We start from the raw sequence: 14150 nt of genomic DNA, 5'->3' as shown, positions 1-14150 counted from the left end.
TTTGAAAAGTCAAGTAATTTGTTTGGAAAGTCAGAAATATAACTTACAGAAAATGTATTGTTAGCTTGATGACATTGGGCTCCGGTATGCTCCCCTGGGAACTCACTGCCGGATCGCCAGAGATTGAACCTACTAAAAAATGGCGTTCTCCACATCTAATTAAATGCTAATTTCATAGCCTCATTCACAGTCTCTACACCAATCACACTGATGCCCGCTGGATAATCCCAACCTCCTAAATTACTCGCCGGCACAATCGCACGTTTGAAACCAAGTTTCGCCGCTTCCTGCACGCGTTGTTCAATACGAGACACGCGACGGATTTCACCTGTCAGTCCTACTTCACCGATAAAGACGTCTGTTGGGTTTGCACCGGTGTCGCGGAAACTAGAGACAACACTTACTAGTATGGCAAGGTCAATGGATGGTTCGTCGAGCTTTACCCCACCCGCTACTTTGATATAAGCATCTTGCGACTGTAAAAGCATACCCATTCGTTTCTCTAACACGGCCATTAACAATGAAACACGGTTTTGATCGACACCTGTTGCCATACGCTTTGGATAGTTGAAACTCGACTGGGTGACCAGCGCCTGGATTTCAACCAAAATCGGTCGGGTACCTTCCATTGACGCGACAATTGCCGAACCAGGCGCTCCGTGCGACCGTTCCTGTAAGAACAGTTCCGACGGGTTCAACACTTCTTTTAACCCCGCTTGTACCATTTCGAAAATCGCAATTTCATTCGTGGACCCAAAACGATTTTTTTGTGAGCGTAAAATGCGGTACGTATGATGACGTTCTCCTTCAAAATACAATACGGTATCCACCATATGTTCAAGAAGACGCGGCCCTGCAATCTGCCCTTCTTTCGTCACGTGACCAACCAAGAAGATGGCAATATTTTTCGTTTTCGCAATACGCATCATTTCTGCCGTACATTCACGCACTTGAGACACACTACCAGGTGCACTCGTGACATCTGGATGATGAACAGTTTGAATCGAGTCGATGATGACAAACTTCGGTTCTACTTGTTCAATCGTTTCATTGATCAGTTCAAGGTTTGTCTCTGCATACAGATACAGCTCGCTCGATGCGACCCCGAGTCGTTCCGCACGTAATTTAGTTTGGCGAACGGATTCCTCTCCGGAAATGTAGAGTGTGCGCATATTTTTATTCGCGAGGAGCGAAGATACTTGAAGGAGTAACGTAGACTTGCCGATCCCCGGGTCTCCACCGATAAGGACTAAGGAGCCTGGGACAATCCCACCACCTAGCACACGGTTCAGTTCTTCAAGTGACGTATCCACTCGTGGTTCTTCTTGTGTTTCCACCGAAACAATCGGCGTCGCTTTCATACTCGGTCCATCAGATGTTACAAAAGAACGTTTCGGCCCTTTGCTGACGACCTCCACTTCTTCCACCATCGTATTCCAGTGACCGCACCCTGGACATTTTCCCATCCATTTTGGTGATTCATAGCCACAATCATTACACATAAATTTTGTTTTTCTCTTTGCCATAAAGTCCTCCTTAGGAACGGGTGTTCTAGTTCTCAGTATACCGTACTTTCTTCTATACGAAAAATAGCACCCCATTCCTGCAAAGAAACGGGGTGCTAACGTGCTTCTATTCCGTTACAGTTTCAGCTTGAGCTTTTTCTGTACGAACGACAAATTCATCATTTTCAACATCAAAGATGATGTATTGACCTGTCAGCACTTCGCCTTTTAGAATTTCTTCTGATAAACGATCTTCAACGTGCTTTTGTAACGCACGGCGTAATGGACGTGCTCCGTAGTCTGGGTCATACCCTTCTTTAGCAATTTTATCTTTTGCTGCTTCTGTAAGTTCCAGCTCGATATCTTGCTCTTTTAGGCGTTTCGTTAACTGATTCGCCATAAGTGTGACAATCTCTTTCAAGTGTTCGCGCTCTAATGAGTGGAACACAATCATCTCATCGAGACGGTTCAAGAACTCTGGGCGGAATGCTTTTTTCAACTCTTCAAGCATTTTTGACTTCATGTCTTTATAGTCTTTAGAAGAACCTGCTTCTTGAAGATTGAAACCAACGTACTTGTTGTACTTCACAGCGTCTGCTCCGACGTTTGAAGTCATGATGACCACTGTATTACGGAAGTCGACTGTACGTCCTTTCGAATCTGTCAAACGCCCATCTTCTAACACTTGAAGCAAGATGTTAAATACATCTGGGTGCGCTTTTTCAATTTCATCTAATAAGATGACAGAGTAAGGTTTGCGACGCACTTTCTCCGTCAATTGACCCCCCTCATCAAAGCCAACATACCCTGGAGGTGAACCGACTAAGCGAGATGTCGAGTGTTTCTCCATGTACTCAGACATATCGATACGAATCATCGAATCTTCATCTCCAAACATTACTTCAGCGAGTGCACGCGCAAGTTCTGTTTTACCAACACCAGTTGGCCCTAAGAAAATAAATGAACCGATTGGACGTTTTGGATCTTTAAGTCCAGCACGTGCTCGACGAATCGCACGAGAAATGGCATCGACTGCTTCCGATTGTCCGATGACGCGTTTGTGCAATGTATCTTCGAGTTTCAACAGTTTGTCTGACTCCGTTTGCGCCAGTTTTGAGACCGGTACACCTGACCACATCGAAACGACAGTTGCGATATCTTCGACAGTCACTTCTGTTTCTGCTTTCCCTTGCTTTTCTTTCCAGTTGTCTTTCAATTTCTCAAGTTCTTCTTTTAACTTTTGTTCTTTATCGCGGAACGATGCAGCCTTTTCAAACTCTTGGCTTTGTACGGCTGCGTTTTTCTCAGAACGTAAGCTTTCAAGTTGTTGTTCCATCTCTTTTAAGTTCGGCGGTGTCGTGTATGAGCGTAGGCGTACTTTCGACCCTGCTTCATCAATCAGATCAATTGCTTTATCCGGTAGGAAACGGTCCGAAATATAGCGGTCTGACATTTTAACTGCCGCTTCTACCGCTGCATCTGTGATTTTCACACGGTGATGCGCTTCGTAACGGTCGCGCAGACCATAGATGATTTGAATCGCTTCTTCAACAGATGGTTCGTCCACTTGGATTGGCTGGAAACGACGTTCTAAAGCCGCATCTTTTTCAATGTATTTGCGGTACTCATCAAGTGTTGTCGCACCGATACATTGCAGTTCACCACGTGCTAGTGCTGGTTTTAGAATGTTAGATGCGTCAATCGCACCTTCTGCTCCCCCTGCACCAATCAATGTGTGAAGTTCATCAATGAACAAGATGATGTTGCCTGCTTGGCGAATTTCATCCATTACTTTTTTCAAGCGATCTTCAAATTCTCCGCGGTATTTCGTACCTGCTACAACCGTCCCCATATCCAGTGTCATAACGCGTTTGTCACGCAAGATTTCAGGCACTTCGTTGTGTACGATTTGCTGCGCAAGTCCTTCTGCGATTGCGGTCTTACCAACACCAGGCTCTCCAATAAGCACTGGGTTGTTCTTTGTACGACGCGCTAAAATTTCAATCACACGCGTAATTTCTTTGCTACGACCAATCACTGGATCCAATGTGCCTTCACGTGCAATCTGTGTAAGGTCACGCGCAAGACCGTCAAGCGTTGGCGTGCTTGCAGTTGCGGCAGACGATGTCGAAGATGAATTGTTTGCTTGTTCACTGCTACCGAGTAAGTGAAGCACTTGTTGACGTGCTTTGTTTAAGCTGATACCAGCGTTACTTAGAACGCGAGCCGCTACACCTTCCCCTTCACGAATCAGTGCAAGTAACAAATGTTCTGTCCCAATATAAGAATGGCCAAGTTTACGTGATTCGTCGACTGAGAGTTCAATGACTTTTTTAGCACGTGGTGTATAGTGCACAATCGGACCGACATCTTTTTCGCCCGTTCCGACTAATTCTTCAATGCCTTCTTCAATCGCTTTTGGGTCGACATTACTAGCCTCTAACGCTTTCGCCGCAATGCCGTTCCCTTCACGAATCAGACCTAACAAAATATGTTCAGTGCCAATTGCTTCATGCTTTAAACGAATCGCTTCTTCTTGAGCGAGTTGAAGTACTTTTTGTGAGCGCTGTGTAAAACGATTAAACATCATATGAGTTCTCTCCTTTTTCTTCTATAGTCAACCGTTCCCTAATCATTTTTGCCCGAAACACATCGCGGTCTTTCGGGGACAATGTAGAACCGGCATAGTGCTGTAAAAATCCAGGCTGCATAAATACCATACATTCATTCAAAATCGTTTTGTTGACGTTTGGAATGATAGCTAAGTCGATTGCTAACCGGACGTCGGATAGACATTGTGCTGCTTCTTCTGTCGTCAACATCCGGGCGTAGCGCAGTGTGCCTAGTGAGCGAAACAACTTATCCTCTAGCGTTATGCGTGAATGGGAAAGCAGTGCTTCGCGCGCTTCCCGTTCTTTTTCAATCAATTGGGTCGTCAAGCCTTTCAGTTCTTGTAAAATCTCGACTTCCGCTTTACCTAGTGTTACTTGGTTGGATACTTGGTAGACATTCCCGAGAGCTTCACTGCCTTCTCCATAAATGCCTCGCACAACCATGCCAAGACGGTTGATGATAGGTGCGATACGAGCCATTTGTTTCGTAGCGGTCAAGGCCGGCAAGTGCATCATGACGGACGCACGGAGACCTGTTCCTGTATTGGTCGGGCATGTCGTTAAATAACCATACTTCTCATCAAACGCATAGCGAACATTGCGGTCAAGTGTCCGGTCGATTTCCCGCGCTTGTTTGTACGCCTCTTCTAATTGAAGACCAGGGAGTATGCACTGTATGCGCAAATGATCTTCTTCGTTGATCATGATGCTAAGAGATTCATCTTCAGAAATGACAGCTGCCGCTTCATGCTCAGATTCAATTAAGCTTGGGCTGATTAAATGTTTTTCAATCAAGACTTGTTTATCGAGTGCATCTAATTGCTTCATCTGATAAGACGTAAACTCGTGCGATAAGTTTTCCTGGTCAAGCAAAATGCCTGAGACAGTCTGTTCGATTTTATGCGCCTCGTCCTCAGTAAATGCCAGAGGAAACTTAAAACCTTCTATATTTCGAGCCAATCGGATGCGCGTGCTCATGACAATATCCGCATATTCTCCTGAGCTTTCCATCCAACTGGTCACTTGATTTTTTAAAAAGCGATTCATATCCACTGTCAATCGCCTCCTTTTGAGAGTTTCGCCTCAAGCTCTCTTGCTTGGTCACGGAGAGTGGCGGCTGTTTCAAACTCTTCTTCAGCGATTGCTTGTTGCATACGAGACCGAATGTCTTCAATGCGACGCTTCAAATCGCGCGTCTCTTCATATGCTTCTGGAACTTGGCCGATGTGTTCAGCATTGCCGTTGTGTAGTCGCTTCATGACAGGGGGTAAGGCATTGCCAAATGTCTCATAACATTCTGCACAGCCAAATTTCCCGCGATGCACAAAGCGTTCATAGGTCCAGCCACAATTCGGACAGCTCCACTGACTTTTTTCACGACTAGCTTGTGTTTTTGTTTGTTCAGGTGTAAACAAGTTCGTGAGCAGTTGATGAACCGTTAATGGATCTTGCTGGTTTTGAAAAGGGTGTAACTGACTTGCACAGACATCACAGAGATGTCGCGTGAATGGTTCTCCGTTCTGCGTAACCGTCATTTTGACATGTGCAGGACGTTGTTTACAGTTTTCACAAATCATCAGCGACCCTCCTTTTCGTGAAGTAACGTAAGAAGCATCGCTTGAGCGACCCGCCCTCTCAATTGATCACGTAGTGGCAACGGAACTGACAAGGTAGACCGTGCACACGCCGCAACAATTAGTTTTGCTTCTCGTTTTGAAATCATGTCTAAGTCAAGCAGGCGGTAGACCATGTCTTCCACCATGGATTCAGATGCCCCGTTTTCAAGAGCATCTAACATATCCCGAATGACATCTGTCTGTTCGGTCGCCTCTAAGCGGAAGATACGTATATACCCACCTCCACCTCGCTTACTTTCAACTATATAGCCACGATCTACAGTGAACCGTGTATTAATTACATAATTAATTTGCGAGGGGACGCATTGAAATTTCTCCGCGACTTCATTGCGTTTTATTTCAATCTGCCCTTGATTAGTAGATTCGATAATACTTTTCAAATACCCTTCAATAATATCTGAGATATTTTTCATGGTGTCACCTCCTACTGACTTTGACTATCTTTGACTTTATTATACGAATTCACTTTGTAGCGTGCAATTGTTTTGACTCCAAATAAAAAAGCATGCCGAGAAATCGGCATGCTTCTCTATATTAATGGGGAAGATAAATCAGCTGGAACAAGAACAAGACAGCGAAGATATAAAGGAGTGGATGTACTTCTTTATAACGGCCTTGCACTATTTTTAGAATCGGATAGATGATAAACCCAAGTTCGATTCCTGTTGCAATACTCGACGTGAGCGGCATTGCCAAAATTACAATGAATGCAGGAAATGCCTCATCAAACGCATCCCACTCAATATGCTTCACAGCCCCAATCATCAATGACCCAATGATAATCAAAGCTGGTGCTGTGATCGCCGCCACTCCAGAAAGAGCCGCAACAAATGGACCGAGAAACGCAGCGATGATAAAGAGAATTCCTACAGTCAATGTAGTCAGACCTGTACGTCCGCCAACAGCTACTCCTGAAGAAGACTCAATGTAGGCAGTCGTTGGGCTCGTTCCGAACATAGAACCTACCGTAGTCGCAACAGAATCGGCAAGGAGTGCTTGACGAGCTCGTGGAAGACGTTCCCCCTTCATGAGCCCGGCTTGTTTGGCAACGCCGACCATTGTTCCGGTTGTATCAAACAAGGTCACTAATACAAAGGACACGACAATCCCAAGCATGCCGAATTGAATGACGTCTAAAAAAGCTGTGACGGGATTCCAAACAAGAATGCCTTCTGGTAAGGAAGGGATTTCAAAGAATCCATCGAACTTCAATTGACCGGTGAAGAAGGCAACGACCCCTGTCGCCACCATCCCGTAAAAGATGGCGCCGTACACATTGCGCACCATCAAAATTAGTGTCACAAGTAGACCAAACAACGTGAGTAGAACAGCTGGGCTTGTTAAATCCCCGAGTTTCACTAAGTTCGTTTCATGCGCTTCAACGATTGTAGACATGCGCAGTCCAATAAATGATATGAACAATCCGATTCCCGCCGTGATACCGTGCTTCAAGTTGGATGGAATGCTGATAATCAACTTTTCACGTAAAGACGTTAATGACAAAATAACAAAGATAATACCGGCGATGAACACTGCAGAGAAAGCCGTTAAATAATCGATTTGTCCATTCGAGGAAATAACGACTGTATAGGTGAAGAAAGCATTTAATCCCATTCCTGGAGCGATGGCAATCGGATAATTCGCAAATAGCGCCATCCATAACGTACCAACGACGGCGGCTATGATAGTGGCTAAGAAAACTTGATCAAACGGAACGCCTGCTTCCGCCAAAATAACGGGGTTGACGATGACTATATAAACCATTGTAAGAAAAGTGGTAATTCCAGCTACAACTTCTGTTTTAACAGTTGTGCCATGTTGCTGTAAACGAAACATATGAACTCTCCTAAATACGAACATTTTTGAGATACTTAACAATATTATTCGCTTTTATATTGAATTGCAACCCTTTTTCAAAAGAAACACGAAAAAACCATCTCCTAATTAGAAGATGGTTCGTGTTTTGCTATCATTTCATTGACGAGAAATACTTTTGACTTCCGCTAGAAGCGGGTATGATAGAACAAGCAGGAGGTGGTTTTATGATTCGCACAGTAGGAGTGACAACGGATCACGAACTGATTCAAAACTTTTCTTTGGATCAATTACAAGATAATTTGTTCGAGTGGTATTGGGTCGATATTAGCAACCCTTCCATTGACGAGCAAAATCTATTACGAGACTTTTTTCAATTTCACCCGCTCGCAATAGAGGACTGCCTGCATGATTTGCAGCGACCTAAACTCGATAATTATGACCGTCATACCTTTTTTGTGCTACATACATATAACGAAAAGACGATGGAAGCAGAAGAGTTAGACGTCTTTGTTGGAGGAAATTTTGTCGTAACGTTCCATTATGAAGAAATGCATGAACTTGACGAGGCACTTGACCGTCTTATTCATAGTACGAAGTCTTGGAAAAGAGGCGCTATGCACGCTCTGTATCAAATCATCGATAAAGTAGTGGATCATTACTTCCCCATCATCTACAAAATTGAGGATTATTTAAATATTGTCGAGGATGACATGTCCAGGCATCATGACCAATTTTCTATGAACCGAGTCTTCGAAATTCGTAGTGATTTATTGCACCTGAGACGAACAATCAATCCAATGCGAGATTTACTTTATAGAATGCTTGCGTCTTCACGCTTGAATTTTTCGCAGGAAGAGCGCACCTATTTCGAAGATATTTACGATCACCTTATCAAACTATCTGAAATGATCGATTCCAATCGAGATTTGACAGCGGATATACGGGATAGTCATATGTCGATGAACGCTAGCCGAATGAACCGAATCATGATGACACTTACAATTGTATCCACCGTCTTCATCCCGCTCACATTCGTCGCAGGGGTTTACGGGATGAACTTTACAAATATGCCGGAACTTAATTGGTCGTTAGGCTATTACGGGGTATTGTTATTCATGTTTATGATTGCAGGTGGAATGCTCACCTGGTTTACTTATAAAGGCTGGTTTAAATTATTCAAAAATCAATAAGGAGGTACGCCATGCGTATCAATAAATATTTAGCTGAAGCAGGAATTGTTTCTCGCAGAGGGGCCGATCAGTGGATTTTAGATGGCCGTGTAATGATCAATGGCAAGCCTGCAGAACTAGGAAGTCGAATAGAGGCTGGCGATGAAGTAAAGGTCGACGGGAAAGTGATTTCTCAAGAACAAGAGCTCGTCTATCTAGCTTTAAACAAGCCTGTAGGAATTACGAGTACGACAGAGCGCCATATCGAAGGAAACATCATTGATTTCGTCAATCATGAAAAGCGTATTTTTCACGTAGGACGGCTCGATAAAGATTCGGATGGCTTAATTCTTTTGACGAATGACGGCGACATCGTCAATGAAATTCTTCGCTCTGAAAATGAGCATGATAAAGAGTACATCGTGACAGTGAATGAACGTCTGACGGAGACATTTTTAGAAAAAATGGCAACGGGCGTGAAGATTTTAGATACCGTCACAAAGCCAGCAAAAGTGAAAAAACTTGGGCCGTATACATTTTCCATCATTCTGACCCAAGGGCTCAACCGACAAATCCGCCGCATGTGTTCCGCGCTCGGGTTCACTATTAAACGATTACAACGCGTGCGTATCATGAACATCGAACTTGGAAGCTTACCCATCGGTAAATGGCGTAATTTAACGGAAGACGAAAAGCAGGAACTGTTCAAACTGCTCAACTATCAACCGAAACGTTCATAAAGGGAGAGATGCAGGATGTTAACGATTCAATCTACACCTTATGCAACAGGCGCAACCATCAGCGGAGACATTTGGGATTTCGACGCTTTCCTTACGGCGGCTTTCGATCTAATTGGAGACACTAATAAATTCTACGATTATCAAAGTACACATGATCGCCTTACCGCGGCATTAATCAAATTAGCTGCGGCACGTAAAGGGAAAGAAGAAGTAATAGTTGTCTCCAATGGAGCAACTCGTGATCAACTAAAAGAAAAAGGAATGATCACTCCAGAGCGCAACGTATACTTTGGCTATAAAATGTTATGGCCAGAACTTCTATTCACAGCATTTGGGTTAAATGATTTTGTCTTGTTGCGCAGCAAGAACATCAAGCACCCACATCTTCATCTCTACACGATGGAAGTCCGCTTATTTCAAGCAAAAGTCATCGAAGCCTTAGAAATCGCGATGCCAGACGAGGATTTTTCGGATGTGAAGCAAGCGCTTTTGTCACCCGAACGTTCAACAGAAGATTATGCAACCCAGTACGTCGATATGTTGGCTTTGTCTTATTTAAATGTACCGAAAGAAGAACGCAAAGTCTTGCTGCCGAAAATCGCACGCAGCATCATCGTTGGTGGGAATGATTATGAAGTCTTTAAACAAAAAGTTGTTGCAGAAGCAAATAAAACAAAGAGCGCTGTGCACAACATCAAATTAACAGCGGATTATCCAGATTATGACGATATTGAGTGGTAAAAAAAGACCTGAAGCCATCGCTTCAGGTCTTTTCGTTATACCCCCGCCACACGTGTAGCGAGCGGTTTGAATAACTTTTCTTTATCTAATTCTGGATGCATTGAAGAAAGTTCTTCTAAAGCATACTTTGCACCATAGTCCATCCCTTGGCACCCTGCTAGCAAAACAACATCGTTGTCTTCTGCTTGGTGCAGCCCTTGTCGAACTGCTTCTGGGAGCTCATCGAACAAATGAACTTTGATTCCCGCAGCTTCCATGACATCAAGGAATACAGCTTTCTCCTCCTCTGCCACAACATCTTTTGCCGTGACATCGGATTTACTGCTGGTTGCAATGACTTCTGTCAGCCCAAGCTTAGGTGCCCAGCGAACAATTGCCTCCGCATTTTCACGATTCACTGTAACACCTCGATCTCCGCGAATCGCATACACAAGCTTCAAGTTTTTGTAGTCCATCTTTTCAAGCGTACTAAGGGTAATATCGATATTTCCGCTGTTTGCAAAGTGGTCATCAAAGATTTTGAAGCTCTCTTCAAAAATCATCTCGAAACGACGTTCAACCCCTGCAAAGTTTTTCATCGCACGTTGAATCGTCTCAATTGGGGCATCACATAATAATCCAATCGCAATTGACACTAGCGAGTTATAAACAGAATGATAGCCTGGTGTTCCTAACGATACTCTAAAATCACCTTGTGGAATTGTACCTTGCGGTGTTTCAAGCGTGTCTGCAATCGACACTGTGAACTCTGCACGTCCTGTTGATAAATCAAGGTCTACACAACGAATATCCGCTTCTTCACTTTCCACACCGATTGTCACTACAAAAGCATCTGTCTGATCTTGCAAAGCTGCAGAATAGGAATCATCTAAATTCAAGATCGCTACTTTATCAACGCCTGCACGTGTGACAAGCTTTGATTTATGCATCACATAGTTCTCAAATGAAGAATGCAGGTCGATATGTTCACGGCTGATGTTATTGAATGTCACAATATCAAAATCAACACTGCCAACTCGGTCTAGTTCGAGTGCTGAAGAAGATACTTCCATTACGACGTGTTGGATGTCTGATTCCACCATTTCAGAAAAATAGCGTTGTAGATCCAGAGATTCTGGTGTGGTTAATTCTGAAGGCTCCGCCTTGTCACCAATCTTGACAACAACTGTCCCAATGAGACCAGTTTGAAGCCCATGCTCTTCTAAAATAGCATTGGCCATGAATGACGTGGACGTCTTTCCGTTTGTAGCTGTGATTCCGATTGTTTTCATATGCTGTGTCGGGTGAGAGTAGTATGCATCGGCAAGCGCCGCCAAACTGCTGCGCGCATCCTTCACGCGGTATTGAGGGACATCTACCCCATCAATAAATTCTTCCACAACTAGCGCTACAGCACCCGCCTCAACTGCTGATTTGGCAAATGTATGACCATCTGCCTTTACTCCGCGCATACAAACAAATACATCTCCAGGCTTCACATTACGGGAGTTGTAAGCAAGCCCTGTAATTTCGATATCTTGTTCATTTCGTTTTTGCTCAATTCCGATTACAGGCAAAATATGTGAAAACTTCATTTCGTCACCCCTCTTTGTAGTGCTCTTGGCAAAACGCCAGGAGTGTCTCTAACTCTTCTTGCTCCAGCTCAAAATCTAGCACTTTCGCGGTTGTCCGGTCAATAAAATGTGCTTGAGCAATTCGCTGTCCTTTTGAATCGTCTGCAAAGATGACACGTACATCAATGGAGTCGGTCTCTTCAAATAGTTCATCCTCCTCGTCATATACGAGGCCAATTAAAAATTCATAGCGGTCTCCTTCTACAATTCCAGTTGGGTCATGTAGTTTTTCCACTTCAAATGATTCGATTTGCATGGTCATCCTCCTTGTCCATGCCTCCATTATACAAAAAAAACTCCTCCCATAAAGGAGGAGCCATTCGATTAGGTATTTTGGAGCTCTTTATTCTCTTCTGCCGTGAATGCCCGGGACCTTGTGAGGAATCGTTTACCTTCCACACCTTCTAGTGAAAACATCCCACCTCGTCCATCCACCACATCAATAATCAATTGCGTATGTTTCCAGTACTCAAATTGATTTTTATGGATATAGAACTTGGCACCTCCGATTTCACCGAGATAAATGTCCTGGTCTCCAATCAATAAGTCCCCTTCTGGGTAGCACATTGGAGAAGATCCATCACAACACCCTCCAGACTGATGAAACATTACAGGGCCGTGCTTGTCAGTGAGCAGCGCAATCAAATCAAGGGCGGCTTCTGTCGCTACAACGCGTTCTGTCATCGTCTTCACCTCCTACTAGGAGATCAGAAGAATCCTAGTTTGTTTTCATCATACGATACAAGTAGGTTCTTTGTCTGTTGATAGTGACTGAGCATCATCAAGTGATTCTCGCGTCCGATACCAGACATCTTGTATCCTCCAAATGCTGCGTGTGCAGGATACGCATGGTAACAGTTCGTCCATACACGACCTGCTTGGATGCCACGGCCGAAACGGTATGCTGTGTTCATATCACGTGTCCACACACCAGAACCTAGGCCATATAATGTATCATTTGCAATCTCAAGAGCTTCTTCTTTTGTTTTGAAAGTCGTAACCGATACAACCGGTCCGAAAATTTCTTCTTGGAAGATTCGCATCTTATTATGTCCTTTGAAAACAGTCGGCTTGATGTAGTAGCCTTCTGCAAAGTCGCCACCTAAATCGTTGCGCTCTCCACCCGCTAAACATTCTGCGCCTTCTTGCTTCCCGATATCTAGGTACGACAAGATTTTTTCCATTTGCTCTGTTGATGCTTGTGCACCCATCATTGTGTTCGGATCAAGTGGATTTCCTGTAGCAATCGCTTCTACACGCTTCAGAACTTTTTCCATAAATTTATCGTAGATTGATTCTTGGATAAGCGCTCGGGATGGACAAGTACACACTTCTCCTTGATTCAGTGCGAAGAGAACAAATCCTTCAACTGCTTTATCCAGGAAAGCATCGTCTTTGTCCATGATGTCCTCGAAGAAGATATTTGGCGATTTCCCACCAAGCTCAAGTGTTACAGGAATCAAGTTTTGAGAAGCATACTGCATGATCAAGCGACCTGTAGTCGTCTCACCTGTGAAAGCGATTTTTGCAATACGCGGGCTTGAAGCAAGTGGTTTCCCAGCTTCTAATCCAAATCCATTCACGATATTGATAACCCCTGGAGGTAATATGTCTTCGATTAATTCCATTAATACAAGAATTGAAGCCGGAGTTTGTTCAGCTGGCTTCAGTACTACACAGTTTCCAGCAGCTAGTGCCGGCGCAAGTTTCCATACTGCCATTAAGATCGGGAAGTTCCAAGGAATGATCTGCCCTACAACTCCAAGTGGCTCGTGGAAGTGATACGCTACCGTATTGTTATCGATTTGACTTAAGTTTCCTTCTTGTGCTCGAATCGCACCTGCAAAATAACGGAAGTGATCGATAGCAAGTGGTAAATCTGCATTTAGAGTCTCACGAACAGCTTTCCCGTTATCCCATGTCTCAGCAACGGCAAGTAGTTCTAAGTTTTCCTCAATGCGGTCTGCAATTTTATTTAAAATCACTGCGCGTTCTGCAACAGAAGTAGTTCCCCAACTATCCTTTGCAGCATGTGCAGCATCTAGTGCTAAGTCAATGTCTTCAGAAGTTGAACGGGCAATCTTCGTAAATACTTTCCCAGTTACAGGTGTTACATTTTCAAAATATTGACCCTTGACTGGAGCAGTCCATTTCCCATTAATGTAGTTATCGTATTGCTCTTTGAAGTGAACGACTGCGCCGTCCGTATTCGGAAACTTATAAACCATTCTTATCTCTCCTTTGGTTAATTTGCGTAATGAATACGCTTACATTTCTCCCACCTTCTATTTTGTCAGATTATATGGAATATTTCA

13 protein-coding genes are annotated in these 14150 nt (G+C 43.8%); 3 read left to right on the top strand and 10 right to left on the bottom strand.

Annotated elements, in window-relative coordinates; genetic code table 11:
* Positions 1 to 155: 155 nt before the first annotated feature.
* The 6 genes from radA to JOD03_RS11960 form a co-directional block, all read right to left on the bottom strand.
* Complete coding sequence (radA, locus tag JOD03_RS11985; RefSeq protein WP_204591445.1) at positions 156 to 1526, bottom strand: DNA repair protein RadA; 1371 nt, start codon at positions 1524 to 1526, stop codon at positions 156 to 158.
* Positions 1527 to 1632: 106 nt separating this feature from the next.
* Complete coding sequence (locus JOD03_RS11980; protein WP_204591444.1) at positions 1633 to 4095, bottom strand: ATP-dependent Clp protease ATP-binding subunit; 2463 nt, start codon at positions 4093 to 4095, stop codon at positions 1633 to 1635.
* Complete coding sequence (locus JOD03_RS11975; RefSeq protein WP_204591442.1) at positions 4085 to 5170, bottom strand: protein-arginine kinase McsB; 1086 nt, start codon at positions 5168 to 5170, stop codon at positions 4085 to 4087. Before JOD03_RS11975 ends, JOD03_RS11980 begins: the two co-directional genes overlap by 11 nt.
* Before the next feature lie 2 nt (positions 5171 to 5172).
* Positions 5173 to 5694 carry a UvrB/UvrC motif-containing protein gene (locus JOD03_RS11970; protein ID WP_204591440.1) on the bottom strand — a complete coding sequence of 174 codons (522 nt, stop codon included), beginning with the start codon at positions 5692 to 5694 and terminating at the stop codon, positions 5173 to 5175.
* On the bottom strand, positions 5694 to 6167 hold the full coding sequence (locus JOD03_RS11965) for a CtsR family transcriptional regulator (RefSeq protein ID WP_204591438.1): 474 nt from the start codon (positions 6165 to 6167) through the stop codon (positions 5694 to 5696). Before JOD03_RS11965 ends, JOD03_RS11970 begins: the two co-directional genes overlap by 1 nt.
* A 121-nt stretch (positions 6168 to 6288) precedes the next feature.
* Positions 6289 to 7590: an NCS2 family permease gene (locus JOD03_RS11960; protein WP_204591437.1), complete on the bottom strand. Its 1302-nt coding sequence runs from the start codon at positions 7588 to 7590 to the stop codon at positions 6289 to 6291.
* Positions 7591 to 7796: 206 nt separating this feature from the next.
* On the opposite strand from JOD03_RS11960, the gene corA reads away from it, so the two are divergent.
* Genes corA through JOD03_RS11945 form a run of 3 tightly spaced genes read left to right on the top strand, consistent with a single transcriptional unit; the run spans position 7797 to position 10222 of the window.
* Positions 7797 to 8762, top strand: a complete 966-nt coding sequence (corA, locus tag JOD03_RS11955; RefSeq protein WP_204591436.1) for a magnesium/cobalt transporter CorA — start codon at positions 7797 to 7799, stop codon at positions 8760 to 8762.
* Positions 8763 to 8773: 11 nt separating this feature from the next.
* Positions 8774 to 9481, top strand: a complete 708-nt coding sequence (gene rluF, locus JOD03_RS11950) for a 23S rRNA pseudouridine(2604) synthase RluF (RefSeq protein WP_204591435.1) — start codon at positions 8774 to 8776, stop codon at positions 9479 to 9481.
* 15 nt (positions 9482 to 9496) lie between these two features.
* Positions 9497 to 10222, top strand: a complete 726-nt coding sequence (locus tag JOD03_RS11945) for a DUF6904 family protein (RefSeq protein WP_204591434.1) — start codon at positions 9497 to 9499, stop codon at positions 10220 to 10222.
* 35 nt (positions 10223 to 10257) lie between these two features.
* On the opposite strand, the gene JOD03_RS11940 is transcribed toward JOD03_RS11945, so the two are convergent.
* From JOD03_RS11940 to adh, 4 genes are all read right to left on the bottom strand, one after another.
* Positions 10258 to 11796 carry a Mur ligase family protein gene (locus tag JOD03_RS11940; protein ID WP_204591433.1) on the bottom strand — a complete coding sequence of 513 codons (1539 nt, stop codon included), beginning with the start codon at positions 11794 to 11796 and terminating at the stop codon, positions 10258 to 10260.
* A gap of 4 nt (positions 11797 to 11800) precedes the next feature.
* The gene (locus JOD03_RS11935) at positions 11801 to 12091 is read right to left on the bottom strand and encodes a DUF6509 family protein (protein ID WP_204591432.1); all 291 of its coding nucleotides are present in this window, start codon (positions 12089 to 12091) and stop codon (positions 11801 to 11803) included.
* Positions 12092 to 12159: 68 nt separating this feature from the next.
* Positions 12160 to 12519 (bottom strand): DUF779 domain-containing protein, encoded by a 360-nt coding sequence (locus JOD03_RS11930; RefSeq protein ID WP_204591430.1) that lies wholly within the window; start codon positions 12517 to 12519, stop codon positions 12160 to 12162.
* A gap of 23 nt (positions 12520 to 12542) precedes the next feature.
* On the bottom strand, positions 12543 to 14063 hold the full coding sequence (gene adh / locus JOD03_RS11925) for an aldehyde dehydrogenase (protein ID WP_204591428.1): 1521 nt from the start codon (positions 14061 to 14063) through the stop codon (positions 12543 to 12545).
* Positions 14064 to 14150: the final 87 nt, after the last annotated feature.

Origin of the sequence: Chryseomicrobium aureum, assembly GCF_016909155.1 — a bacterium.
GTDB classification, from domain to species: Bacteria; Bacillota; Bacilli; order Bacillales_A; family Planococcaceae; genus Chryseomicrobium; species Chryseomicrobium aureum.
The sequence above is the reverse complement of the archived record's forward strand: the minus strand, read 5'-3'. Positions and strand labels throughout refer to the sequence as shown.

What these genes read in the sequence shown, in the direction of transcription:
- JOD03_RS11970 (WP_204591440.1), bottom strand. Translation starts at nt 5,694, where the DNA reads ATGATTTGTGAAAACTGTAAACAACGTCCTGCACATGTCAAAATGACG.
- JOD03_RS11930 (WP_204591430.1), bottom strand. Translation starts at nt 12,519, where the DNA reads ATGACAGAACGCGTTGTAGCGACAGAAGCCGCCCTTGATTTGATTGCG.
- radA (WP_204591445.1), bottom strand. Translation starts at nt 1,526, where the DNA reads ATGGCAAAGAGAAAAACAAAATTTATGTGTAATGATTGTGGCTATGAA.
- JOD03_RS11960 (WP_204591437.1), bottom strand. Translation starts at nt 7,590, where the DNA reads ATGTTTCGTTTACAGCAACATGGCACAACTGTTAAAACAGAAGTTGTA.
- JOD03_RS11965 (WP_204591438.1), bottom strand. Translation starts at nt 6,167, where the DNA reads ATGAAAAATATCTCAGATATTATTGAAGGGTATTTGAAAAGTATTATC.
- corA (WP_204591436.1), top strand. Translation starts at nt 7,797, where the DNA reads ATGATTCGCACAGTAGGAGTGACAACGGATCACGAACTGATTCAAAAC.
- JOD03_RS11980 (WP_204591444.1), bottom strand. Translation starts at nt 4,095, where the DNA reads ATGATGTTTAATCGTTTTACACAGCGCTCACAAAAAGTACTTCAACTC.
- JOD03_RS11935 (WP_204591432.1), bottom strand. Translation starts at nt 12,091, where the DNA reads ATGCAAATCGAATCATTTGAAGTGGAAAAACTACATGACCCAACTGGA.
- JOD03_RS11945 (WP_204591434.1), top strand. Translation starts at nt 9,497, where the DNA reads ATGTTAACGATTCAATCTACACCTTATGCAACAGGCGCAACCATCAGC.
- rluF (WP_204591435.1), top strand. Translation starts at nt 8,774, where the DNA reads ATGCGTATCAATAAATATTTAGCTGAAGCAGGAATTGTTTCTCGCAGA.
- JOD03_RS11940 (WP_204591433.1), bottom strand. Translation starts at nt 11,796, where the DNA reads ATGAAGTTTTCACATATTTTGCCTGTAATCGGAATTGAGCAAAAACGA.
- adh (WP_204591428.1), bottom strand. Translation starts at nt 14,063, where the DNA reads ATGGTTTATAAGTTTCCGAATACGGACGGCGCAGTCGTTCACTTCAAA.